This is a genomic window from Pseudomonas sp. MF6394 (assembly GCF_002018845.1).
Classification (GTDB): domain Bacteria; phylum Pseudomonadota; class Gammaproteobacteria; order Pseudomonadales; family Pseudomonadaceae; genus Aquipseudomonas; species Aquipseudomonas lactis.
On record NZ_MVOJ01000001.1, the window covers coordinates 251,069 to 275,163 of the forward strand.

The window sequence follows — 24,095 nt, forward strand, 5'->3', positions numbered from 1 at the left end:
GCTGGTATACAGCGGGAGCCTTCTTCACGCCGCCACTGACTCAATCATTCCAATAGTTGCCTTGGCGTCTTCCAGCTGCTGGATGATGCGCTCCACGGTGTCGGCTGTGGTCCGATCAGGTCGAAGCTCGCCGAATCGTGGCAGAAACAGGCTGTAGAGGTTTGTTTTCTTGTTGGGCTTGGTGACGTCGTTGAATGTCACCTTGATGATCGAGTCAATGTAGCGCTCAGGATTGTTGAAAATCTCAAGTCGCAATTCGTCCGAAAAGCCTGAAATGTTGACCTCCAGCATTCCGCACTCACTCACGCACTCAAGTGCGCCGAACGTCTTCGCATTTTTACCCTTCCCTTTACTCAACCCCTTCACCCGCAGCTCAGCTGGTGCTTCCATTTTGATCTTGACGCTGAACGGCGAACCACTGGAACCGGTGTCGCGCCAAGGGCCGTCAGGGTGCTTGATGACCGCACCTTCTTTGCCATTACGGATATGCACACCAGAGGCGGCATAGGCCTCGTCCAGCGAGTAAACGACCTGTGTGTGAATCAGCCTCACCTTACCGCCGCCCAGATCCTCGACCACTTTACCGACTTGCGAGAAGCGCTCTGAGTATGGCGTCAGGCAGCTACCTCGTCGGGTCAGGGACTCCAACGGCACAACGTCCCAGAGGTACGGCACAGGCACGCAACCAGCTTGGAACGGGGTGCCCTTGTTGACTGACGTAAGCATGCCATTGCCAATCTCACGCGGCAGGATTGCCCCATCTTTTTCCACGAGCATTTCGCCGTGGTACTGGCCGTCAGGCCAGCTGGCAAAGACCTCACCCAGATCACCGTACAGCTCAAGGGGCCACTCGAAACCAGAACGGCTGATGACGGTTGCGCCACCGTTTTTAACGGTGAGGGCAAAAAAGGTACCGTCCGCCTTTTCTTGTAGATAGATTCCTCGCGCCCATGGCCAGCTTTCCAGATCTACATCTGAAGGCAGGCTGCAACGCATGTACGGTACTTCGGGAATGGTAAGCGGCAGAATCTTATTGATTGAGCCCTCAGAGAAACCTGCCCTCGGATCTCGGTGGAGCACTCGCCACAGCAGCTCCGAGGATTCTGGAGTGAGGGTATTCAAAGCCGATTGCACTTCACGATTTGCGGCGTCCCCTGAGAGTTGGCGGGTAGCCAAGCGGTCAAGCATCAGCCAAGTGTCATCGGTGAATACCCCGGTACCGAACACCTCGGAGCGAGCTGGACGCTTGTAGAAGCTGATCAGTGGATTGAGCATGAGCTTCATCACGCGTTGGAATGTTGGGTCAACCATATAAGTTGTCAGAAGCGCCGACTTCTCGAGCTTGCCGCTTACAGCAGCAACGGTATCAAGGGCACGCAGGATTTCGCAGGAGTTCATTTAGGCAGTCTCTTTAGATGATGGGATAGATTTTACGGGTGGCTAGCTGTGCCACCAGCGGGAACAGGGCGTCAAAATTCACTAGGCAGCTCGTGCCAGCAGGCCTGTGTTGATCCCAGTTACTTGAACTTCAGTTCCTACCTGGTGGATTGAACGCAGATGGGCCTTCGCGAACTCCAATCCCGTATCACAGTCAATCGCTCGAACAAAAAGGACGGTGTCGTCGCAATCACCTGGGTAGCGAAGCTGATAGTGGTAAATATCACCCGTAGCATCAGCTATAAGAATGCACTTTTGGTTCAAGCTGAATAATTCAGCATTGGGAGCGAGCAAAGCCGCGATCGCTTCGGCTTCATCCTTGGGGTAATACCCGAGCGTCACTCGAGACTGCCTGCCTGCTGCGTCCTGAAGAGCCACTTCGGTTACACAGCCATACCACTCAACCTGCTCACCACTTGCATGCTCAGCAACCCAGTCCATTGCCGAACAGCTATAAGGCCCATTGGCAATATGGTCCAAGCAACCTTGGTAATCATGGTCTGCGATCAGTAAGAAGCTATCAGTATCGGCAACCAATCTGAAGCCGGGAGCTGTCCCTACATCCATGGCATGGGCATCCAGCAAGGCTTGATCTTGCTCGGGGTGGGCTGACAGGTAGGCGAAATGATTCGGGCCAGCAGGTGTAAGTAGCTGGCCGAGGGTGCGCAGAACTGGATATGGGCGGGACATGAAAAACTCCATATAGGTGGTGGAGCCATCTTATGGATGCCGCCGCGTGCCAGAAGCCCAGCTCAAGCAGAGCAAGGGGAGCTTTGAAAAAGGGCAGGGGGTTTTGAGTCGCGATGTGAAGGATCAAACCATACACTCGCCCCAGAATAAGCCACATGTTGCCTGTTGGTATGAGCCAGAACATCCTCATGAGCCGCCGTAGCATCGTCACTGCGGCGATTGCAGCGCCTCTAGCCATGGCTGCACTACCAGCCTTCGCAAACAATCCAGGTCAACGCGACTGGCGTGCCGTGCTCCTAGACCACGACCGATTCTTGGACCTAGAGCGGCCACAATCAGGAGAAAAAGCCAGGTTTTACTACTACCGAAAAGGGCAGGGATGGGACCCCCGCGGCTATGCCATCGCTTGCACCATCCTGAGAGACGTTGTCTCGAAGAAAACGGTGCAGATCGATGCCAAGCTCCTTGATCTGTTATGGATCGCAACTGCTTACCTCAGGGTCAAGCAGCTGCCTGCGAAGATCATAGTGACCAGCGGATACCGCACGCCTGAATTCAACTCGTCCCTAGAGGGCGCCGCCCTCAATTCGATGCATGTGAAAGCCAAAGCAGCTGATATCAGAATCCCGGGTGTGGGAACTGAAGCTCTGGCCAACCTGATCAAGGTGATTGGTGTTGGCGGAGTGGGGACCTACATCTCGAAAAACTTTGTTCACCTAGATGTTGGATCTGTCAGAACGTGGAGGCAGGCATACTATTCGCCCTACGAAGAAAGCTGGCTTGCGGGTTATTCAGCGTTGGATCTTGAAAGCGTGCTGGCCTCGTCAGATACACCTGAACAAGGCCGGATCGTTTACGCCTGATTTTCAGCCTTGCTTGATCTGGATCTCTACCCGGCGGTTTTGTGCGCGGCCTTGAGCAGTAGCATCGGTAGCCACCGGCATGGAAGGGCCGACGCCTCGCACTGCAATAACTTGAGCGGGTACACCAGCGGCATAGAGATACTGGGCTACTGCTTGAGCGCGGGCATAGCTCAGGACATTATTGAACTGACGGCTGCCCGTACCATCTGTGTGGCCAGTGATCTCCAACCGCAGATCTTTCTGGTCTTTCAACGCAGTGGCAATTGCACTAAGGCCTTGGAACGCTGCTGGCTGTAGGTCGGCGGATGCGGTGGCGAAGGCAATGTCTGCTGGGGCTTCAATGGTCATCATTTGACGGCCAGTGACTGGGTCGAGACTGGTCGTTGCATCCATACCCTTCTGGCGAAGCTCTTCTTTCAGCTTCGCCGATCGCTTATCCATCCAGTAGCCCGTACCGCCACCGAGCGCTGCGCCAGCTGCAATGCCCACCAAAGCACCACGTTCGCCCCCTACTGCTGCACCCAGGATGCCACCGGCCACCCCGCCTATGGTTGTACCAATCGCGGTGCGGTTGAATTCCCGTTCGCCTGTCTGAGGGTTCACTGAGCAGCCGGTAACGATGGCGAAGCACAGGGCAAGGGCGGCAGCTTTGATAACGTTTTGCATGGGTTAACTCCTTAGTAAGTGGACCCATGTTCATTGCAGATAGGGTGTGCCAGAACCCCTAGATAAAAACAAAAAGGCAGAGTGTGCCTAACTACCAGAACAGTCAGGATTGGCGCACGATTCTGAATGCTCAAGTTGAGACCCTATCCGCTCGAAGGATAGCCACCGAAGCGCCTGTACCCTTGAACTCTCCCTCATAGACCTTCGACCATTGGTGCTCCCAGCCTGGCAAGATGTCCTTACCCCGCAGGCTGGCTGGGAGAATCGCAACGATGCGCCGACGTGCGATCAATGAGGCTGACTCAAGGTGAGCAATGGCCCGCCCACTTGAATAGGGTGGGTTCATAGCGACGACATCAAAAGATGAAGCGTTCAAAGCCCAGGTAAGGAAGTCAGCTTGGACGACCAGGTTGAAATCAAATTTACGGAGGATTCCACAGTTAACCTCGGAGACCTCGACGCAAGTGGTCCGGTTTGCGGGCAGATATTGAGCGATTCCAGCCTGGCCAGCGCTAGGCTCGCATACCGTCTCGCCAGGCCGGATATCTGCAATTGCTACTACCTCCTTTGCCAAGGTTTCACCTGTACCATAGAACTGGTGTGTCTTTTGCTCCGGCAGACGCCCAAGGGAAACAACAAGGTCGACTACCTCATTCACCTCCGGGTAGGGAAAGGCATACTCCTGGTAGTCAACTTTCGCGCCGCCGATGGCCTGGATGATCATTTCTGCTTCAGGCATGAACTTCATTTCAAAACGTGAAACGTCAAGGGTCCAGACGCCAGTAGGCTTGATGCTTTGGCGCTTCAGTTTGGAAACGATTGCAAGAGCACCGAAGCTCAATGGGACTTCCATCAGGGGCCAGTCTTTGTGAACAGCCCGCTTTTTGGTCGGGCGACGAAACCTGTCAGGGATGGCGTTGGGGTAAATCGAGGCCAGGATTTGGTTGAGCTGCCAAACCATTTCAGGGTGAATTTCGACATGCACTGTCCCGCTAAGGTGAAAGCGAACCCGCAGAGCCCCGCCGTCAAGAAGGATCCACTTGCCAGGGTTATTGCACCCATAGCTCATCGCTCTTGGGTTCGAGCCAACTGTACGGTCCCGGCCCATCAACATGGCGATCACATAGCGAAGGTCGGCAATCAGGCGAGTCTTCTCAGACTCGGGATTGCCTGTGGCCTTGCAGCGGGCGTACTCGAGGATCATGCGCTTTCCGAATCCTGCAGGTGAATTCGAAACATGGTTAGGTGACAAAGCATGGAACACGCCATCGACTTGCTCGGCTAGGAATCGAGATCTGCTAGCCAGTAAGGATTGCAGTGTGTCTCGAACTGCCAGCTTCTCGAATGGCAAGCACGTTCGGTTTTCGATCTGTTGATCCCACTCCTTCTGACGTGCGGATGGCATGAAAACGCGGACATCCGTAAGGCTCAAAGCACGATTCCAGTATTCAGCATCTAGTGCTTTTACCGCGGCCACAGCATCGAATAGCTCGGGTGTTGCCCGCATGCGCAAAGCCAGTTCGCCATCAGCGCCGGCGAGGAAATACCCCAGGATTTCGTGGTACCCACTCCCGGCCATCAATTCGCTCACACGCTCAATGAGAGCCTTTTGGTACCGGTGTTGGGAAACCAAGCTCTCGATCAGATCGTATTCATTAAGGTCTTTAAGGCCTTCGGCAGAGTCAACCAAGTGACCCTCTGGGGTGGCCAGGTTCGCTAGAGGCGTTGCCATGTGATAAATCCTGTATTTGATGGGCACAGGATGTAGGCAGTATTGGAGTGGCAGAACCCTTACGGCTCTCTAGATACACGCCATCTCGCAGTGGGCAATAAGGCAGTGGCCACTGCCAATCGCTTGCTCACCTGGATGTGGAACTGAGTGATTGGTTGTTGGCGACACTCTAGATCGTTGATAGCCACCCTGTCCTGTACTGCACTGCAAACGCTGCAGCTATTCAGCACCACTGAAGCCTTGGATGGTTGGTGGTAACGTTTGCGGATGTCACCCACTTTGAAGGACCGAAGATCCTTGGGCAGCAGCTCGCCCAGTAGATGAGCAGGTATCTGCTCAAGGCCGTAGAGAGCAAATGTCGACTCACGGTAGGGAGAGATGATCTCGATAGCAGAGCAGAGATTGGTCCATGCGCGGCACGTGGTGCATTTGGTGAACCCGCCATCAACCCGGACAATTGCCGATTTTCCCTCACGTAGCGTTCCAAACCACAATGCGCCATTCAGCGCCGAGGTGATGAAATCTTGAAGAGGTAATATCTGGGCCCAGTCACTCAATCGGTTAAAACTCCGAGTGCCGGAAGGAGTACCCGACCCGGCAAGCAAGGCAGTGTATCCGCTCGCTTCTGACCAGGTCACATGGGCGGCTGGTAGATCAGCCGCCGGGGTGAAAGCAGGGAAAGGTAAAAGCCACATACCCCTAATGCCGGCACCCCGTAACTCTCTCTGTTTGGCTAATACCGCTTCGGGGCTCGATCCCGCACTCGGAACCTCAACTGAGATTGTCACCCTGCCTCTCCTGGCGCGAACTGAAGCCCACCCTGGCCCCGATTTACTGAACAGGACCTGCCAGCCACACAGTGCAACCGCAGATGAAATGACCTGCTTCAGGGAGGCTGGCTGGGGAACGCGGGAAGAAGGCATGGGCAGAACGTTGCCAATTCGTGGATTTGGCACCGATGATGACCCAGCGACCGATAAGCTGCTATCCAAAATGGGCAAGTCAAACCTTCGGGTAGATGCTGAATTAGCGCTGACTTCAATTCAATCCTGCACGGCGATCCTTGGCGTGCTGCATCATCGAACTGACCATTGTGTTTAAGGCAAGCATCTTCATCCCTCTGGTTGAGACCACATAGTAGAGGTTGATCTCGTCGTTGCGGCGATCAGGATCATCCTTCGCGGCCTGCTCATCCAGGGGATCGTAAGTAAAGTCATCACCGAGCTGAACGTAAGGCCATTCGAGACCTTTGGAGCTATGCCCTGTTGAAAGGGTGACTGTCGCTGCCATTTCCTGCTCAACAGTGATCTGTTCCAAGCGCTTGATCAGATCAGGAAGCGAATCACCATAGTTCTTGAGGATTTTGATGATCCGAACCATTTCTGGATCTTCGGTTTGGTCCGCAATCTCTGCGTATTCCTGAAAGCTCTTATAGTCCCGTGTGAGCTGGAAATTCTTGATCTTCGATGGCTGGTTCAACGAAAACCAGTACATGTCCAAAATGGTTTGAATATTGTATTTTTTGATGCCCCCGACCCAATACACACGCTCCCCGTTGTCAGGCTCCTGGGAGGCGGGCAAGCACATTAGCGCCCGGTCGATAACACCAGCCACTGTCCGATAGAGGTAGGTACGGTGCTCAAGTCCATCAGGCAGCTTCGACTTGATCTGCGTCTGCTGACCGAAACCCTGCAGTAGCGTCTTTTCACCCTTGAGTGCCAAGATTGTATTGGCGACATGACTCGCAGCCCAGCCAAAGCGGAAGCTTTTTGAAAGGGTGTGAACCTCGGCATCCTTGAGCCATGGCTCGTCAAGGGCATTCTCCGCCCCACGGAACCGATAAAGTTGCTGGTGGCGATCGCCGACAAAAATGACTTTGCAGCCATTCAGATATTGCTGCTTCACGAATTGGGTCAACAGCTTCGTGGTGTCCTGCGCTTCATCAAGCAAAATGGTCTTGAATCGACGACTCATGTCCGGGTTGGTGAGTAACCATGCCTTCAGATACCCGTCCTGGCTCATTTTAGCGTCAAGATCCTGAAGATCGCACATGCGGTTCCAATACGAATGGGCGTGTCTCATGACCAGCTGGGCATACTGGATCTGGCGGCTGTTGATTGAGATGCCTCGGAAGCGCACCAAGTGGTGCTGAGCAATTTCAGTGTCAGGGCTGCTCAAGAAAGAATTGAGCATCCCGACAACGTCCTTGGCCATCGACCAGTCAGATGTATTCATCGCCTTGGCCACGTCGGTGAGGCGAATGTTGTTACATAGCTTGTGGCTGTACTTGCTGCCCAAGGGACCATATGCAAGACCGTGGGACGTAGAAGAAAATGCATTTCGTGGGAAGCGGCGTTTACCCTCAGCGGCAACCTCTGTGTTGTAGGCAATGTAGAGGATCTTTTCATCGGGATGGTTCTCGGCGTAGCCGACCAGAGTCGTGGTTTTGCCGGTACCAGCGAACGCGTTTACTTTGACCAACCTAGCAAGTGTTGTGATGATGGGGTATTGCTCTTCAGTCCACTGGCGCATGGCCTGTCGTCCTTCTGAAAAATTGTGTCAGCCATGCCGAAGTGGACAAGCCTATCCGACGACTGCTCTCTATGCCCGCCATAATGGAGGCACAAAAAGTGTGCCACCACCTACCGAGCTAGATCTGTTGGCCATGCACAATCGAAGGGGGCTACATCGAAAGCGAGTCCGTTCGGTGATAGGAAGTCAGCTTGTGCTTCGCCGTAGTTCACCGCGGCGGTGAGTGGAGCGCAGGTCTTCTCATAGACGCTCACCGAAGTCCCATCCACAGAGTGAGCACCAGCGGCCGCTGAGCAAAGCAGAATGCGCTTAGCGCTATTCACCCTGCCAATATGGAGGTGGCATCGCCGACGACGCGCCAAGAGGCCCCAGCTATGTGCAGTTTTCAGCTTCCACCCTGTCGAGCCCCCAACAAAGATACCAACTCCAGGATTTAGAAGGTCACGTACGTCATCGGGAACCATCCCGTCTTGAACTGCCAGCAGCGCCACGCCTGGAATGCCTTGAATTCGGTTGAGCCACTTGAGTGAGAACTCAAGGGACTTTAGGCCGCCAGCGACGATGTCTGGCACGACAACCATTTTGGCATTCTCACCGAGGAGATCAAAAGCCTTCCCAAAAGCTCGCTCGTCGAATGCCTCTCCCTGTGTGAAGGCAGTCCAAGCTCCGTTATCCAGCATGTACGGAAAGCCTTCAGTGCGCAGGACACCTTTGGCAGACACCAAAAGACCCCATCCATTGGCACGCATAGCGTCAAGATTGCGCTTTGTTCCAGTTCGGCTGGCGTATGGGATCATTGGGGTCCTGAGGCTACCAATCAGCTCTTCGATTGCGCCATCAGTGTCAGCAGAACCATCAGTGCAGTACATCTCACCATAGGCCTGCAGGGCTTGTGACCGTCCGATGCGGGTACCGTCCCGGTAGGGTTGCAACCAACGCGGGGCGGTATAAGCGGGCGCTTTAGCACTGGGAAGTTGGTGAGTATGCATTCGATGGTCTCCGAAGTTGTGGAGACCATACTCGGCCGGAGAATCGCGTGGCAGAAGCCTCTACCTCAGGTTTTTCAAGGCCGGTAGAAGACTCTCAGGGATTTTGCAGAAGGCAGCCAGATCGTCAATTGAGAGTTGTTTAGTGAAACGCTTCATGCGCCAACTCTCGCTCGGGTATGAAGCCGAGGTGTAGCTCGGCTTCAGCCAGTTCAGAGCCTGTGCAAGGGATTGAAAACGATGAATGCCTTGGTATCCAAGGTCGGGACCAATATTCACGCAAGTGATTCGGCTCCGAAGTCTGACAGGAACAGACTCAATAAGAGTGATTAGTGGGCTGGCCGGTGTGTACACCTGGGGCAGTCTCCCATTGATGGCAAACTCCATCATGGCTTTCGGGCTGCGCAGCATCAGCTGAATTCGTCGTTGGTCGTTCATAAGTTCTCCTAAGAAAACACAATGATCAGCGGCCCCGGGTTGTGCCAGAAGCCTAGGCAGCTTGTGAGGATGCATCCTTTGCAATGGCTACGTCAGCCATATGAGCCTCCCAGTCGCCGCGAGAAAGCTTCAGGCGACGTGCTGGAGCGTCATTACGACTGAAGGGATAACGTGCGTCAGGGCGCATGCGATAACGACTCAGGTTGATACAGTCGCTGTTCCAATCCACCGAGGTAACCCACCAAACCTGCAGGTCATCGGAGCGGGGCATCATCTCGTCATCATCTTTACCATCGAGCAGCACAGCTACGCCGGTGGCCACACGGATGTTGCTCTGGATTTCACCATGCTGGCCCGCCAGCACAGCCTTGAACGGTTTTAAGCCTTGAACCTTCTCCCACATGCGAGCGAAGGTGCCACCAGAGATGCAGGACTGGGCATAGAAATGTTCGTCGAAGGGGCGAAAGACTCCCACGCAGGTACACATACTGAGCGCATTGAGACGGTTGGCGTCATCAGGGTTAAAACCCATTTTGAGACGGATCGCGGACATCAGGAATTCGTTAAGCGCAGCGCTTTTTTGTCGATCGCCAATGGACTTTGCAATGCCGGCGGCGGCGGCAAGCATGAAAGCCAGGCCGGTAGACTGGGCTTCGTTAGTTGTCTTCATCGGGCTAGCCTCAAGCAATAGCAGGTTGAGCATCGGGATTCAATGCGCCGTGGACTTTGAACGTCCCGAGGTTTGAGTAGACATTGGCAGACACCCCGTGTGGGAAAAGTCCACCTTCACGCACAATGCGAACGCGCCAGTTGCCGAGGTTGGTATCGAGAGCCTGGAACACAGTCCCGCTGATCACCGGGGCGAGTTCGGAGATTTCGTTTGGTGTGAAGGTCACGCGGTCGAGCGGGCTGACCGGGCAATTGGGCAGAGTGGTGGCAGGGGCTGAGGTATTTTGAACATTGATCACGGGGGAAAGTCCGGTTGGCTGTATTGATGCCATGTTCCCCCAAGGCCGAGCGTGCCACGAGCAGGCAGAGAGGATTATTTCGAACAGCCCAGGATCACCGAATCCTCGTCAGCTCGCACCCGCCAGGTAGTGTTCAGGACCTAGCACAGCAGGCGTAATCCGCTGGATCTGCCAGCCACGATGAAATAGCTGCCCGTCTTTGACCAACCATGTATCACCAAGCAGGCTCAGCATGTCCGCAGCTACTCGGGCTTCGATCTCTTCAGCCGTGAATTCGACCGATTCACCTTTGGCTTGCCGTTCATTGGACAAGAATCTGAGATGTGCAACTTGCTGATCGGCAACGATCGATGTGAAGCGACAGCCTGCCTTTCCAGCCTGGCCTGAGGCGATGAAAGCGGCCTTCAAATCCTCGTTGCTCATCTGACCGGCTCGAGATAACCAGCTAGCATCTCGCTCCGCACGCCAACGGCACTCAGCTTCGACCAGATCTGGAGTTGTGAGCTTGGTGATGTCTTCTCGGTGCCAGCATACAAGATGCGCCGTAGTGGTCTCAGCAGCCTCATCGGCCTGCCAAATGCGCCAAACAAAACCAAGCGCGTCCCAGCCCGGGAATGTCACGGAGAAATCAGTGTCATTACCACCAGGAAGCCGGTCCCAAACATCCTGACAGATCGCAACGCCATGGCGTGTATCCCACTCAGGTGTCCAATCAGTTGGTCCGAAAGGCAGGGGGACTGGCGTGTCAGACTCGACAACGCTGTACCAGGGATAGCTATGGTTTAGCGGGGGGCGAATAGCCAATGGCTGCAAACCTTTTAATAGCCGTTGGTACAGAGACGACTTGGCAAGGATGTGATTTTCCAAGCACCCCTGTGCTGACACTACTTCGCGGTACCGAGCCAGTACGCGCTCTTCATTCGGGATTTCCATCTCGGATGTTCCTCAACGGCAGTGGCGGCAGATGCCGCTCGGAGCTTGATCAGCAGTGACAAATTGGCCACAGCCTCCACACTTGGGCGTCATTCGGCGCTGGGGAAGGGGGCGCTGTAGCGTGATGCCAGTTCCAGCAAGAGCTTCATCAACCGACATGGTCACCGCCGAGGCAACAGGGCGTGCCCTTGCATCGACGTAAGCCTTAGGCCAGATCTGCCGAGTGAATGCGGAGGCTTCGCTACCAAAATGGGAAAAAGCTTCATCCAAGGTAAAGACGGAGGCTTTCGTCAGATCAGTGGTCAGAGCATCACCGCTAAGCCAGAAGATGTCGTTCCCGTCAAAGTGGAACCTGGCCGCGACATAGCAAAGTTCAGTTCCGCCCCTTGGGACCCAATGGATAGTGACGTACTGGAAGTCCACCGCCATCTCGTGTCGTGGTCTGACAAAGCCCAGCGGCCAAGGGATATCGCTCCAACGTGATGCGTGCTGACTCATCGCATCGTCACGTGTGAAAACCTCAGCTTGATTGAGGTCAGTGGTATATGAGCCACCCTCGCGCCACCAGCTTATCCGGCTACCGATCAGCCCGCGGGAGTCTTGCAAGATGAACTGTTCCATTTCCTTCAACCCATTCAACCCAATCATTGATTGGTGTGACGATCGTGAAAATCATAAGTAGAGTCAGAACGGCGACACTAGGTCGCCGTCCAGGTTGTAGAAGACTCGGTTGTCTATGGTGTTGTGCTGTGAGTCAAGATAAGCAGCTCGCCACATGACATCGGGTATTTGGATGGAGAGCTTCGAAGCAATCGCTTTGAAGTGGGCAAGGTCTGATGGATGCCCGACGTCGTCAAGGTTGCTGTAAACGATACCTTCATCGAACTCATCCAAACCTTCCTCGCCATCCTTCTCGACAACCATGTAAAAGCCTTGGAGAGGCCGGTCCCAGCCCAGTTGGACGCGAACTAAGCAGCTGCTTTGAGCGTGGTAGACCTTAACGTAGTGCTGGCTCATGCAACCTCCTGATTTGCTATGCCGCACAGGCTACATCCCTGTACGACCGTCACATATCCAAAACAGGCTAGGGTTTTTCACCAGCAGCCAAGGCGGTGAGGGCGCCACCAGAGATAAACGCCAGCACTATCGAGATCCAGCCGAAGCTGTCACGGATGAAGCCTTCAACCACTGCGCCATAGGTAAGCGAGAGATATTGCATACCCATGGCCACTAACAGAATAACAACGGCGCCGAGGCTATAGATGAAGCTGCGCATGATGATGCTCCCTTGTTGAGTGAGCCCATTATCAATGCGTTCTAGGCGTGCCAGACCCCTCTGCGCGCACACGGATTGCGAAGACATCAACTGGCAGATCACCAAAGTGTTCATGCTCAATTGTCTGCTCTTCAAACCCCAGCCATGGGATTAATATCTCTCGCTCTGCATCCCCCTTATTGGGGTATCCCCAGCACACCCGAACCATGTCGTAAGTGCGCCCTTCCAGTCGAGTTCGCCAGTAGGGAGTCCGCAGTCGGAATTCAAAGGTTTTGGTGCCCGCCTTGATCTGATGGAAGTAGGTGCCGATCAGGTTGAGAGTCAGGATCCTCAAAGGGCAACCTCTGACGGAGCTAAATGGAACCCGCAGGGTGTCATGCCACAAGTGCACAGGGCGGTGATCATTTGGAAGGGCGTTTTGAGGGTCATGTCGAACATTCGGTACACCTCCAGGGCGGGCTATATCCGGGCAGAGTTAAGGGCGGCCAACTGAAACTAGTGGCCAGATATCTACACCTTAACGTGCCCGAAAGGAGTCAACACCTTCGCGCGCGGGATTCACAAGCTAATCTGATCCATCACCCCAGCGCATCCATGCTAGCTGCCGTATTGCAGCGATCCCAATTCCCACCAGTAGAGCCAGAAAATCAGAAGTATTCCCAAGCCAAGTCGCTATGGCCAGGGTTGGCAAAATCAATGCGAAGGCAATGATGGCAAGTCCGGCCGGGCTTCTCAGCCAGAAATACGTGGTACCCATCGTGATCTCTCCATAGTCATTCGGGCTGACCGCCCCTTATTAGCTAAGACAAGATATTAGTCGAAAGGTCGATTTTTGAGTTGTGACTGATGCCCGCGGCATGGCATGGCTATGTCATAGCTCAGAACCATTTTGGCTTCCAGGTTTTGGGTTGCAGACCATTATCGACGTGGCATTGTGCAAATTCGATTCCGGTAATACTTGCCGGAATGGTTATGGAGTTCACCATGCGAAAGAAAATCATCGCTCTGCTGCTCGTTGCAGCGGCGAGCCCCACTCTGGTAATGGCAGGCGACAAGCACGGTTCTGACTGCTGCCCTAAGGGTTCGCACGGCCACTTCGAAGCTGGCCCCCAAGGTCCAGTCCGTGACTTTGCTGGCAGTCCAGGTCTCCTAGGCATTGATCTGAATAGGGATCAGCGCAAAGCAGTTCGTGAGGCCGGCCGCGATGAGCGCCTGGCTGTCAGCAAGATAAATCGCGACTATCTGGACAAGCTCTCTGAGGCTGATAAGGCTGCTATGAAAGGGGCTATCCAGACGGCACGATCCGATTCAGAAGGCAAGGTTCGTATGGCGCTGAATGCTGATCAAATCAAGCAATTCGATGCAAATCTGAAGCGCGAGGCCGATCAACGCGCAGAATGGGAAGAATTCCAGAAGTGGAAGGCAGCCAAGAAAGGCTGAATGGAAGCGTCAACCGGTCCACGCAACCGGCTGACGTTCACTTTAGATTCCGCATGGGGAATGCTTTTGCGTCTTCTCCGTCAGATCTTCTCGGCAAAGCTGGGCCGCGCACCAGAACAGAACTGAGCAAAGCTATCGATCATCTCGCGTGAATCGTTGACGTCGATAGTGAACTGAGCTTTCAAATCCGTAGCATCTTTCTCATACGAAAAACCGACCGTTCGACCTCCTCTGAATGCTGCCAGCTGCTCTGGGGTGGGATCGAAGGTGATGTAAGAAAATCCATTCTTCAAACTGGGACCGACCTTTCCGTTACGGACTGAGAACCGCTTGTTGTCAACGATCAACGACAGCTTATCCATCAGCCCAAGCACGCTTGTGTCGTACCACGCCTTGTAAAAGGCCCCCATCGATACTCCACCCTGAGAGTTGCACGAAATCCCGATCCTGCCGGTACCGGTGATCTTTGTCTGCTCACCCATCAAGTACACAAGCCCGTGCTCACCGCGAATGGTCCAGGTTGCTGTTAGCGATCCTGCATTCACCAGATCCAACTCATAGGCTTCGAGCGGAGTAAGATAATTCATGTCTGCCGGACCGGCTTTAGAGGCAACCTCAAGCAAGCGAAGATCGATTCCAAGGTTGCTGAGGTGGTTAGCAAGCAGGGTAGAGGTGATCTGGCCCGTGGCTATGTCCGTATCCCCAGCTACGCCGCTGGCCTTGAAGAACTGGTGGACACCCATCTTGGATTCACCGTCCATCAACCGAAACACGCCGCCGGCGAAAGCAAATGGGCAGGCACTCTCACAGTAACCCGCACTGGGGTTGGTATGAGGGCCATTCCAGACTCCAATGCGCGTTGAATAGCCGCGCTCCCGGATCAGTTGGCCAAGCTCCATAGCCGCAACCAAATCCCCACCATGAGAATTGAAATACACAAATCCAACCTGCCGGTCTTTCAGGAAGCCGTTCTTGCGAAATGCTTCGACCGTAGGCCGGTGGATGTAGCCATCGATGTAGACCTCAGGTATGTCCTGCGGGGTCTTAGGGGGAACGAAATTGATCTGTGCTGGGATTAACCGCTTATCAACGTGATCATGGGCCACTGGCGCGGCTGCTACAGAGCAGCAGAGAAGCAAGGAAGCAACCGCAAGCAACGGGCGAATCACGAGCGCTCCTCGACCTGCTTAAGGAAAACGAGACCTGATTGGGCTGACAGAAACTCAGCGAGTTCCGAGCCCGCGGCCAGTACAACCCCAAGGTCGGTTCCCTTGAGCCGAATGCCTTCTTCGCTAATAGCCCCAGCGGGGTCCAGCTCCAGACCCAAGGCAGCACAGAGTCGATCTGCCTCTGCCTCGATGCGTGACCAAACATCAGAGTGAAAGCCTTCATCAGCAATGCGGTCAGCAGCCCATGTGAACGGTATTTCGATGTAATGCTGAACGTGGAGCGCGGGGGTTGTTACGCGTGTCATGGTCATAATGCTTGCCTCATCAATACTCAATGATTGCATGGTGAGGCAGGATTGCGTGTGCCAAAACCTGTGTACCAAAATTAGTCGGTAGGCACCAACATGCCCGGTTTACCTGCAAGCTCACTGACACCTAGGACAATGCGCTGGACCTCTTCCTCCAAGCTTTCACGTGGGACAACCCACCGCAGCCCCACGTAATCAACGCTACAGGCCGAGTGCGGCCGCAGCCATGTCAGCGGCCCGGGGCGCTCACTGACTCGACGGTAGCCGCGTCACTCTCCTGCCGATCGGGCCAGAGCTCAGAACATACCAACCAACTGGTAGCCGTACTCAAGATGCCTGGAAGGTCACTGATACTCTCCGTTGGGTGTCGGGGTTCGTGAGAGTCATCAGACGACAACACAGCAACACTCGCCGCGCTTTCCAAGGCTCGGTTCGCAAACAAGTAAAGGATCACTGCGTTTCCTCTCCAATGCTGGCTTTCCAAGCGCTCTGGATCGCTGGAACCTTGGTCGACCGAACCCCAATGGCATCCAGCCCCTTCCTAATCTCCCGATAGGTCTTCACGAAGTCCGATTTAGGTATCGTCCACTGAACGCACAGAAAGCCGTCATCACCCTGCGGACGCAGCCAGTGATGCTTGAGTGGCGAAAACGCAAACACATCGCCCGGGCGGACCGTCATCGATGTAACGAGCCCAGGAGCCACCATAACTTCAAATAGGTGGTTAGCTTGAACAGCCAGGGTGAGGAAGATCGACTCACCCCAAGATGGATCGGTGTGTGGGTGGGCCTGGACACAGCCAAGCCAGTCGGCAAGATCAGTCCTAGGAAGGGGAAGGTCATCCAACGCGACAACCTCAATATCCCAGGATGCAGCGCATTCTAGGGCAGCCTCTGGTATCTCCAGCCTCTCAATGCTGGCTGCGTCTATTCGCATGCGGCGCAGCGCGCGAGGAAGGGCGCATTGAGTATTCATCACACTCGATCTCATAAAAAGGACAGCTGTTGAGGTTGGATCTGTAGAGCCGGGATCAACTGGATAGCGCTCTCACCCTCTTCAGCAGCAACCCCGCCCTTCAGTCTCATCTGTTCCATCAGTTCCTCGTAGCGTTGAATGATGCTCTCGGGTGTGGAGCATTTGATGGTAAGCCCCACGCCCGCCGCTACCTCGCTGCGAATTTCTGCCAGCAATGTAGCCTCCTCAAATGTTGGGATGCAGGTTGGCCAGCCTTTGGTGTAGAGCAGATGTTTAGGGATTGCGGCTTCTAATGCCTTGCGGCGTAAGGATACCTGCTTCGCCATAGCCAGGCGGCCCAAGGTTTCTGAGGACAGAAGGGAAGGGTTTACATCTCCGAGCCATTTGTTGCTCTGGAAGGCGAAAGTGGAATCAATCTCCAGATCAACCATCTGCCGGTATAGGGGATGTCCGGCCTCATCCAAAGTGGCGTTATAAGCGTCGCCAGCACTCGACATAATGCACCACCGGCAACTTACCCTTGTCATGTTGAACCGTGTATATGCCTCATGTGGCTCAAGTCCCACGCTGGCGATTGCGCCCCATACAGCCCCCACATCCCACTCAATGATCGGGTTCCACTGATAAGCATCAAAGCCGCGGCGCGCGGCCACAGGTTCATGCTTGGCAATGGGCATTTTGGCTCGATTGGGCGATTCCTGGCGGCGAACCCCAGTGGCATTGAGAATATTAAAATCAGGGTAAGTGCGCTTAAGGTGGCTGCGTATTACGGCGCTCTTGAGCTCGGATGTGCAGAACCGCATCGAGGGCGTTGACCACGGCAGGATCAGTTGGACACAACTCAGATCAATGTAACGCTCAACGTTATTTTCCCAGCGCTTCAGCCATCGCTCCATCATTCCACCGGCGGCACGTTTAACAACCTCAAGCTTCCAGCCAAGCTTGTCGGCAACCTCCTGGCACTTGAACAAGCTCTGTTCCCATTCAACCGAGCCCAAGTCCGCATGCACGGCGCACCTCGGCCCTTCGAACCCAATGCTGTCCAAGTAGCGATGGACCGCAATCAGGCACGCTACGCTATCTTTTCCTCCGCTGACGCCGACGGCTACAACCGTCTTCTGCTTCAGGAGAATGTCGATTTCAGGTGTAGTGGCTACTGGGGGAAGGGCGAGCATGGTGTGGATTCCTGGCTTGGATTCGATGATCCATGGTGAGGTCGGCCAGAGAGTGGCAGAAGCCTTTAGGCTGATGTTTCAGCGCAAGGTCGGTTGTCCAGGTAGAGAATGAATACAGGTAGGATAAGGGGCAGGATCATTGAGGCCGAGCACCAACGATCCTGCGAATCAGCTAGGGTCGGCTACTGGTTGTAATGATTTTGTTCTGAAAGCGAGTTATCCAGCAGTGATGAAAGGCGCATGCCTCCAATCTCCGCAATCAGGTTCTCGACAGTGATAAGCGCGCAGACACGTATCTGGTGCTTGTCGATTGAACCTGTTCCACCGCCCAGCACCACTGAAGCGTTGCAAGCCGACAGGCTAGCGATTCTACAGCCAGTCTCATACAGGCTCACAACCAATGGCCGATCACCCTGAGAGCAGACCGATCTCGGCTCCGCATGGACTGATATGTTGAAATCCGTTTCGTTAATACGGTGCTTGAACAGATCAATCTGCTCTACCTCTACCATCTCACCTTTGCGTCCAGCAACGAGAATCGAGTGCGACATGTTGTATTTCCTTCTACAGGTCCTAAGACCTCATCCATTTCACGTGCGCCCTTGGGCACAACAGTTGGCCTTAACTGGCTCTGACTCCCTTTTCGGCAGAAGTACCGAGTTATTAAGACCGTTCGTCGGTTCTGTGAAGGGTTTCACAAAATTGAAGTGATGCCTCGCCACTCAGACTTTTTCGTAGTGCCGGCAGTTCCTGGCCAAAATGGGAGATGTACGGGAAAATTGTTTGAGATCGGATCAGCCTTTATTGGCCATTCACGGTTTCGTCGGTTGCCAGAAACACGTGCGGTGCTCTGGCCTGCGCAATCGCTTCCCCCTGCTTTGCTAGCTGGAAAATGCCCATGTCCCTACTCTCTGGAGTTTGAGGCATTGGATCAATGAGGTTGTAGGCAACCCGAATACGGCGCGCGTCGTCTTCAGGCCTAGTGCTGAGGATCAAGTCACGATTCTGTAGAGTCAGGCCAATGTCAGTCCATGTGACGACCTGGTACTTCAACCCAGCATGAGCCGGCACCCCGGAAGGCATAGCCTCGTCCCAGGCAATACACCGGGCTTCCCACTCAGAGAACGGTATGTCATCGGGGCCGTCAGTAGCGTTCTGATAGTGAAAGTCCGCAAACCCCGCTTGGGTGAGCATCTGCGTGAACCCTGGGTTGTTTTCAAGGTAATAGAGCGCAAGTACATGCTCATGGTGGGGGATTAGAATTACTTGGAATGTAAAGTCCCAGTCCACGCTGCGTATCCCTTCACCCTCGACCTTGATGCGCTGCTGCTTGAGGATGTCAAGGACTCTCCAGTAGAAGCTGCCGTACTCCTTACGTGGAATGGGGATGAAGTTCTGGTCCATGTCAGCCCAGTAGTACCGCTTTGCAGCTATGAGCTGTGCCACTGCAGCTTGTGCCCTTGTCACTGCCTCGGGGCGCAAATCCTTAAGCCTGGCCAGCGCATCGCTGAGAGTTGCATTCCTCAGAATACGGCCGTTGTATAAATTGGTGCTCATCCACGTCTCCTCAATCCGATGAGCACATAATCAAGCAGACGGTGTCGTGCCACTACCCGAATTGATGTATCGCTTTTCAAAGCGCCAGATGGATGCCCGACAGAGCTAGGGTGAAGACAATCATCAGGATGAAGGTCAACTTTACCATCAGTATTCGACCACCACAGACCAGCAGGGCAGGGGAAAATCCTGCAAGTTGGGCTTGTGTCTTTGACGACGTGGAGGCGAACCGGAGAATGCCGGCAGTCATGACCACGACCAGGGAATGAATGATCACAAAAATCACTGCAGCCTTTGGACTAACTTGGGAGAAACAGCTCGCGAGCACACCACCGAGCCAGTAGGGGAAATAGTCAAACACTTTGCCTATGCTGAGGGGCGGAACGTTGAGCTCAGCAGATGGAAGCAATCCTTCAGCAACGGTTCCAAAACCGGCGGCCGCAAGTATGCAAATCAAAGGGACCATGACTTCGCCTCGGTAATAGGGAAAAGGGCACCTACTGACGTGAGATCTTGAAGCATCGCTTTCACTTCTGAACTGTCTTCGTTGACTTCTGATCGCAGGGATCGGCTACTACCTTGCTTGAGCTTGAGGCAAGCATTCCCTACCTTCACCAAGTGGACGATGGTACCGAAAGCCTCTGCCCGAGAGGTCGAGGTGTAGCCCTTGTCGAGCTGCTTGAGGCGCGAAAACCAGCCTGAGGATTCGATATTCGACTGGGGTTTCATGCGGACCTGAATCATGGATCAATCCTGCCTAAAAATTGGGAAGCCATGGTGGAGGCAGAGAATGTGTGGCAGAAGCTGAATACAGGGGGGGTTAAGGTCATTCAGGCGATCGGCCAGGCCTTGAGTGCGGGCAAGAGCTGCACCGGGTAGAATGGAAAAATTCAACTCGTAAACCGAGGTTCTACTCAACGAATCTGGGCAAATCGTATTTTGCAGAATGCTGAGGAGCAATTGATGGCTAGCACCGGAAAAAAGGGTATTGCGAAGACTGGGAGCAAAGCTACAGACAAAACACCCCAGCTCGCCCTTTTTGAGCTTCTAGACTCCTCGGAATCTGACTACAGCAATACGATCGAGCTTTATGACGCCTTACCGAAATACGTTTGGGCGAATACTGAACTCGACCTTAGAGAAAACAGCGTTATCACCCGGCAGTTAAAATCTCGCGGGGCGGTGTACACGATCAAGATCAAGCCGGCCGTTGTTGAGCGGACGAACGATAACGGCGAGACGGTCAGCGTCATGCTCTATCCTGGGTCAAGAGAGGAGATCGTCGAGGAAGCACTGCGGAAGATTGCGGTGAACGGTAATTCCTTCGAGTCGCCAGACGATAAAGAGGTAGGAGTTTACTTCACCATCAGCCAGCTTAGGAAAGAGCTGGCCAGAACGAAGCACTCTTACAGCGCCCAGGAAGTACAAGAGGCTCTTGATGTCATGAGTTCATCACTACTCGAGTGCTCAACAGGCTCGGGTAAGGGGCGGAACAGTTACCGGGGCAACCTGCTGCCAAAACTCGCTATCACAACACGCGAAGACTATCTGAGCGATGGGTCGGCAAGGTGCTTTGCTACTTTTCACCCGCTGGTGACCTTGGGGGTAAAAACGCAGGCGTTCAGGATGTATGACTACAGCATTTCGATGGGGCTGAAGTCCGACCTTGCTCGCTACATTTACAAGCGCATCTCCCATTACTGGACCCAGGCATCGCTGAACCATCCTTACCAGCCAAAGTTGGTCAGCTTCCTAGAGCAGAGCCCTCGTGGTCTCTCAGAGCGTATGAAGGACAACATGCGGGCCATGCGCACAGCGCTGAAAAGCCTCGCCGAACAGAATGTGATCCTGCCTGGGTGGAACGAAGTGATGATCAAAGACGATCATGACAAGAGGGTCACCAAGGATATTCAATTTGAAATCCTACCCCACGACAATTTCATCAAACACATGATGAAGGCCAACAAGAAGGCTAGCGATATCAAGGGCAAGATAGGCATCGCTGAGGCTAAAGAAGCGGTTAAGGGGAAAAATGTCATTGAAGGTTCCGCTGAGGCTCCGCAGAACATTGGCGCAGAGGGCTCATTCCCTGAGGACGGATCCGACCAAGTGTTCGACTGATCGGGCCCACCAAACCTACAACATCGTGAACGAATGCAGGGTCGGACTAGGTCAGGCCCACTGAACCTACAACATTGTGTTGCCATCTAGAGCGCACCAAACCTACAACCTACAGTGATGTGGCCAAGTCTCGATGAGATAGGGCCCCACAAACCTACAACCCTATTCCTGCTTACACCCGCCGGCGCTACCTCATAAATGCAGCGCATCAAACCTACAACCCACGGCGGTCAATCCAACCTGCAGCATTCCCCCAACACCCCACCTGCGTCCAGGACAAACTCAAACCTAGACCACGTAGGCTGATGTCATGTCTGGTCTACAGCCCCTCAGGGGTAACGGCTTGAGCCCAATTTATGTGGCCGTGGTGGGAGTGATGGTGAAGAAATAGGGCACATCAAACCTACAACGTGGGCTGAGTTTTCTGAGATTGGGCGCAGCAAACCTACAACGGTCGATTTGCATAGGCACTAATATCAGATGCTTAGGAATGATACATACCTTGAGATCGAGCTATGTACCGTAACCCACTGAATCCTGGCTAATTAGTGAAAACTGAGAATTTCATTGAAATTGCACGCTTGGTTGCAATTTAGGGCGCAGTAAACCTCCAACCCCAGCACTTGCGAGAAGATAGGGCGCATCAAACCTCCAACCCGTACATGCCGGCCAACGAATGCGGGCGGGAGAATCAACAGCCGAGCTGGCATTAAGACAATAACGTAAGCCACTGGAATTGAACGGTTAAACCTATGATTGGTGCAGTCAAAGCCCTCACCTGGGCGGTGAAAAGTAGAGCGCAGCATACCTACAACCTTGAAAGCCATAGGACGGTCCAACAAGGGCTCACCAAACCTACAACACCACACGCTGGAACTGCCCAGATAAAGAGCGCACCAAACCTACAACTCAGGCCAGATATAGCTTGATACTGTTCCTCATGGGAGGGCTGTGGCTAAGCCTGTGTGTAACTGAGAAAAAGTTGTAGGTTTGCAGGGCCCGAAACGCAACAGGTTGTAGGTTTGATGCGCCCAACCGATTTCGAGGCGACAGACACCAGAAGAAAAACCTCCTGAATTGCTGCAGAGTTGTAGGTTTGGTGCGCTGCACAGGTGAGAGCCTTTCCAGATCCACCAATTAACTTCAATCGGGTTGTAGGTTTGGTGGGCTCAACTGGTCATTGGAAGTGCTGGAAGGGGGTAAATGTGGATAAACTTGTGGATAAAAGCAGGCCAAAAATAAGCGTTGTAGGTCTGGAGGGCCCTAAGTAGTAGGTCTGTTCCGCTCCATGATGTAGGTATGCAGGGCCTGAATTTTAGCTGAGATCCACGTAGCACAAGGGCCGTAGGCTGAAATCCATCGACCTATCCGTTCTTAATCGCTCTTAGCCTTTTAACCAAAAAAACAACAACACGCTTCGCAACCGGTGAACAGGAAAAGCCCGAAAAAATCAGAAAATGGACCTAGGCAGGAAAACATCGGACACTATCTTCCAGTAAAAATAGGATTGGTTTCGTTCTCATCGCGAATCGCATTCATAAGATTGTAGAGCGCTTCACGCACCTTTGGGGATCGACCACCTCCTGTGACCGAGGTGCAAAATTCTAGAGCTAGTGATTCACCCTCTGTGCTGATCACCTCGATGATCACGTCAGCGTCACCATCCATGATCATCCGGAGCCGGCCCAGGCCCATGTCATCTTTCCTCTCGAAGAACTCAAGCAGAGGAATGGGGGGGCTCGACTGACGTTCCAATGTGACTAAATGCGCTTCTGCAGCAGCAATTACTTGGTGACCAAAATAATCTGTCTCGAGACGCCCACCATTGTCATCGATAACGTAATCACGAACAGCCTGGATTGCCGATTTACTGATTAATGACATCGCGTTGTCTCCACACTGGTTAGATCGTTGAAGTCTGCTTGATCCAAGTGGCCCAACCTAGGCCTTTGACCAAGCACGACGGATCAAGGTTACCTGGGATCTCATGCAGAACATCAGCACTGATTGCATGCTTGAGGGCCATGGCCATGCCGGCATCAGAAGTGAGCAAATGTACTGCTCCATGACGTAAATCCAATCCTGTGACTTCGAGATCAAGCTTATCCTCACCAGCTTCAAAGACGCACTGGTACCGTCGGTATAAGCGATTGGCCATCATTTCAACGGGGCCCCTGTGACAGATCGGTGAGCCTCACTGAGGCCAGCCAGCGCCTCACGCATTTGATCTCGCTCGGTACGAGTGAAATGATCGGTATGGGCTGAGCGCCAAAGCTTGTGTTTAAGGTCACTGTGCTGAGCGTAAAGCTGGGCAGCATCACACGTAGGAGTCAACAAGGGGGGTAAAAGAGTGGTTTGAAGTTTCATGCATATATCCATCAGATTTCATCTCGGGAAATCATTCATACCGAGTGGTGATAAAAAAACGATGTGGACGGCGAAGTCGCCTTGGCCACTAACCGAGTCATCATCATTTTGAAGGGGGCGTGCCAGAAGCCCCCCGGGCGAATGCGGGTTACACTGGGCGCACTATCAAGTACTAAGGACTCGGCGCAATGGCTGCCACAAATCCAGACCCATACCAGGACCCTGACGGCATCGTGGATGCAAGAGGACTTCAATGTCCCATACCGATCCTGAAGGCTCGGCTCGAATGCAATCGAATGTCACAAGGGCAGGTACTGCAGGTCTTGTCGACCGACGCTGGGAGCAAGAGGGACTTCAAAACCTTTGCTCAACAGACTGGCCACGAATTGATAGGAGAGGCAGAAGAAGGTGGAGTGTTCGGATTTTGGTTGAGGATCCAGCGCAGGGAATGAAGCGGTACGG

28 protein-coding genes are annotated in these 24,095 nt (G+C 53.7%); 4 read left to right on the forward strand and 24 right to left on the reverse strand.

The features are described 5' to 3' along the window. Window positions 1–24: 24 nt before the first annotated feature. Together MF6394_RS01345 and MF6394_RS01350 are read right to left on the reverse strand one after the other, a co-directional pair. Entirely contained in the window at window positions 25–1,398 is a 1,374-nt protein-coding gene (locus MF6394_RS01345) for a hypothetical protein (protein WP_078465918.1), read from the reverse strand. Between the two features lie 81 nt (window positions 1,399–1,479). Beyond that, on the reverse strand, window positions 1,480–2,127 hold the full coding sequence (locus MF6394_RS01350) for a hypothetical protein (protein ID WP_078465919.1): 648 nt from the start codon (window positions 2,125–2,127) through the stop codon (window positions 1,480–1,482). Between the two features lie 155 nt (window positions 2,128–2,282). Here MF6394_RS01350 and MF6394_RS01355 point away from each other — a divergent pair, with 155 nt between their 5' ends. Beyond that, on the forward strand, window positions 2,283–2,990 hold the full coding sequence (locus tag MF6394_RS01355; RefSeq protein WP_233100525.1) for a YcbK family protein: 708 nt from the start codon (window positions 2,283–2,285) through the stop codon (window positions 2,988–2,990). A 3-nt stretch (window positions 2,991–2,993) separates the two neighbouring features. On the opposite strand, the gene MF6394_RS01360 is transcribed toward MF6394_RS01355, so the two are convergent. The 12 genes from MF6394_RS01360 to MF6394_RS01410 form a co-directional block, all read right to left on the reverse strand. Continuing rightward, the gene (locus MF6394_RS01360; protein ID WP_078465920.1) at window positions 2,994–3,656 is read right to left on the reverse strand and encodes an OmpA family protein; all 663 of its coding nucleotides are present in this window, start codon (window positions 3,654–3,656) and stop codon (window positions 2,994–2,996) included. Window positions 3,657–3,786: 130 nt separating this feature from the next. Continuing rightward, window positions 3,787–5,388 (reverse strand): DUF4942 domain-containing protein, encoded by a 1,602-nt coding sequence (locus MF6394_RS01365; protein WP_078465921.1) that lies wholly within the window; start codon window positions 5,386–5,388, stop codon window positions 3,787–3,789. A 59-nt stretch (window positions 5,389–5,447) separates the two neighbouring features. Then, window positions 5,448–5,945 (reverse strand): hypothetical protein, encoded by a 498-nt coding sequence (locus MF6394_RS01370; protein WP_233100526.1) that lies wholly within the window; start codon window positions 5,943–5,945, stop codon window positions 5,448–5,450. A 481-nt stretch (window positions 5,946–6,426) separates the two neighbouring features. Continuing rightward, a complete protein-coding gene (locus MF6394_RS01375) occupies window positions 6,427–7,920 on the reverse strand; it encodes a UvrD-helicase domain-containing protein (protein ID WP_078465923.1) in 1,494 nt (497 codons plus the stop codon). 110 nt (window positions 7,921–8,030) lie between these two features. Beyond that, window positions 8,031–8,909, reverse strand: coding sequence for a hypothetical protein (locus MF6394_RS01380; RefSeq protein ID WP_078465924.1), 879 nt, complete (start codon window positions 8,907–8,909; stop codon window positions 8,031–8,033). Between the two features lie 60 nt (window positions 8,910–8,969). Continuing rightward, entirely contained in the window at window positions 8,970–9,344 is a 375-nt protein-coding gene (locus MF6394_RS01385) for a hypothetical protein (protein ID WP_078465925.1), read from the reverse strand. A 52-nt stretch (window positions 9,345–9,396) separates the two neighbouring features. Then, window positions 9,397–10,047, reverse strand: coding sequence for a hypothetical protein (locus MF6394_RS01390; RefSeq protein WP_177345122.1), 651 nt, complete (start codon window positions 10,045–10,047; stop codon window positions 9,397–9,399). Beyond that, window positions 10,025–10,312 carry a hypothetical protein gene (locus tag MF6394_RS32865; protein ID WP_234288206.1) on the reverse strand — a complete coding sequence of 96 codons (288 nt, stop codon included), beginning with the start codon at window positions 10,310–10,312 and terminating at the stop codon, window positions 10,025–10,027. The genes MF6394_RS01390 and MF6394_RS32865 overlap by 23 nt, the downstream gene beginning before the upstream one ends. A 108-nt stretch (window positions 10,313–10,420) precedes the next feature. Further along, entirely contained in the window at window positions 10,421–11,245 is an 825-nt protein-coding gene (locus MF6394_RS01395) for a hypothetical protein (protein WP_011923203.1), read from the reverse strand. Between the two features lie 12 nt (window positions 11,246–11,257). After that, complete coding sequence (locus MF6394_RS01400; RefSeq protein ID WP_078466153.1) at window positions 11,258–11,866, reverse strand: hypothetical protein; 609 nt, start codon at window positions 11,864–11,866, stop codon at window positions 11,258–11,260. A gap of 63 nt (window positions 11,867–11,929) precedes the next feature. Then, window positions 11,930–12,262 carry a hypothetical protein gene (locus tag MF6394_RS01405; protein WP_078465926.1) on the reverse strand — a complete coding sequence of 111 codons (333 nt, stop codon included), beginning with the start codon at window positions 12,260–12,262 and terminating at the stop codon, window positions 11,930–11,932. 67 nt (window positions 12,263–12,329) lie between these two features. Then, window positions 12,330–12,521 (reverse strand): hypothetical protein, encoded by a 192-nt coding sequence (locus MF6394_RS01410; protein ID WP_078465927.1) that lies wholly within the window; start codon window positions 12,519–12,521, stop codon window positions 12,330–12,332. A 984-nt stretch (window positions 12,522–13,505) separates the two neighbouring features. Here MF6394_RS01410 and MF6394_RS01425 point away from each other — a divergent pair. Next, window positions 13,506–13,961: an LTXXQ domain protein gene (locus tag MF6394_RS01425; RefSeq protein ID WP_153045971.1), complete on the forward strand. Its 456-nt coding sequence runs from the start codon at window positions 13,506–13,508 to the stop codon at window positions 13,959–13,961. 80 nt (window positions 13,962–14,041) lie between these two features. Here the strand turns inward: MF6394_RS01425 and MF6394_RS01430 are convergent, their stop codons facing one another. The 8 genes from MF6394_RS01430 to MF6394_RS01470 form a co-directional block, all read right to left on the reverse strand. After that, entirely contained in the window at window positions 14,042–15,130 is a 1,089-nt protein-coding gene (locus MF6394_RS01430) for a hypothetical protein (protein ID WP_078465931.1), read from the reverse strand. Next, the gene (locus MF6394_RS01435) at window positions 15,127–15,441 is read right to left on the reverse strand and encodes a hypothetical protein (protein ID WP_011923197.1); all 315 of its coding nucleotides are present in this window, start codon (window positions 15,439–15,441) and stop codon (window positions 15,127–15,129) included. Before MF6394_RS01435 ends, MF6394_RS01430 begins: the two co-directional genes overlap by 4 nt. A 447-nt stretch (window positions 15,442–15,888) precedes the next feature. Then, a complete protein-coding gene (locus MF6394_RS01445; RefSeq protein ID WP_233100528.1) occupies window positions 15,889–16,413 on the reverse strand; it encodes a hypothetical protein in 525 nt (174 codons plus the stop codon). A gap of 11 nt (window positions 16,414–16,424) precedes the next feature. After that, window positions 16,425–17,588: a phosphoadenosine phosphosulfate reductase domain-containing protein gene (locus MF6394_RS01450; RefSeq protein ID WP_078465932.1), complete on the reverse strand. Its 1,164-nt coding sequence runs from the start codon at window positions 17,586–17,588 to the stop codon at window positions 16,425–16,427. Window positions 17,589–17,770: 182 nt separating this feature from the next. After that, window positions 17,771–18,139 carry a hypothetical protein gene (locus tag MF6394_RS01455; RefSeq protein WP_078465933.1) on the reverse strand — a complete coding sequence of 123 codons (369 nt, stop codon included), beginning with the start codon at window positions 18,137–18,139 and terminating at the stop codon, window positions 17,771–17,773. A gap of 250 nt (window positions 18,140–18,389) precedes the next feature. After that, window positions 18,390–19,145, reverse strand: a complete 756-nt coding sequence (locus MF6394_RS01460) for a hypothetical protein (protein ID WP_011923192.1) — start codon at window positions 19,143–19,145, stop codon at window positions 18,390–18,392. A 76-nt stretch (window positions 19,146–19,221) separates the two neighbouring features. Continuing rightward, window positions 19,222–19,611: a hypothetical protein gene (locus MF6394_RS01465; protein ID WP_078465934.1), complete on the reverse strand. Its 390-nt coding sequence runs from the start codon at window positions 19,609–19,611 to the stop codon at window positions 19,222–19,224. Beyond that, a complete protein-coding gene (locus MF6394_RS01470; RefSeq protein WP_078465935.1) occupies window positions 19,599–19,889 on the reverse strand; it encodes a hypothetical protein in 291 nt (96 codons plus the stop codon). The genes MF6394_RS01465 and MF6394_RS01470 overlap by 13 nt, the downstream gene beginning before the upstream one ends. A gap of 219 nt (window positions 19,890–20,108) precedes the next feature. On the opposite strand from MF6394_RS01470, the gene MF6394_RS01475 reads away from it, so the two are divergent. Then, window positions 20,109–21,266, forward strand: coding sequence for a replication protein (locus MF6394_RS01475; protein WP_078465936.1), 1,158 nt, complete (start codon window positions 20,109–20,111; stop codon window positions 21,264–21,266). A 1,485-nt stretch (window positions 21,267–22,751) separates the two neighbouring features. On the opposite strand, the gene MF6394_RS01480 is transcribed toward MF6394_RS01475, so the two are convergent. Both MF6394_RS01480 and MF6394_RS01485 read right to left on the reverse strand, forming a co-directional pair. Beyond that, entirely contained in the window at window positions 22,752–23,150 is a 399-nt protein-coding gene (locus MF6394_RS01480; protein ID WP_011923188.1) for a hypothetical protein, read from the reverse strand. A gap of 19 nt (window positions 23,151–23,169) precedes the next feature. Next, window positions 23,170–23,427 (reverse strand): hypothetical protein, encoded by a 258-nt coding sequence (locus MF6394_RS01485; protein ID WP_078465937.1) that lies wholly within the window; start codon window positions 23,425–23,427, stop codon window positions 23,170–23,172. A 394-nt stretch (window positions 23,428–23,821) separates the two neighbouring features. Between MF6394_RS01485 and MF6394_RS01490 the strand changes: the two genes are divergently transcribed. Next, a complete protein-coding gene (locus tag MF6394_RS01490; protein WP_078465938.1) occupies window positions 23,822–24,085 on the forward strand; it encodes a sulfurtransferase TusA family protein in 264 nt (87 codons plus the stop codon). Window positions 24,086–24,095 lie beyond the last annotated feature (10 nt).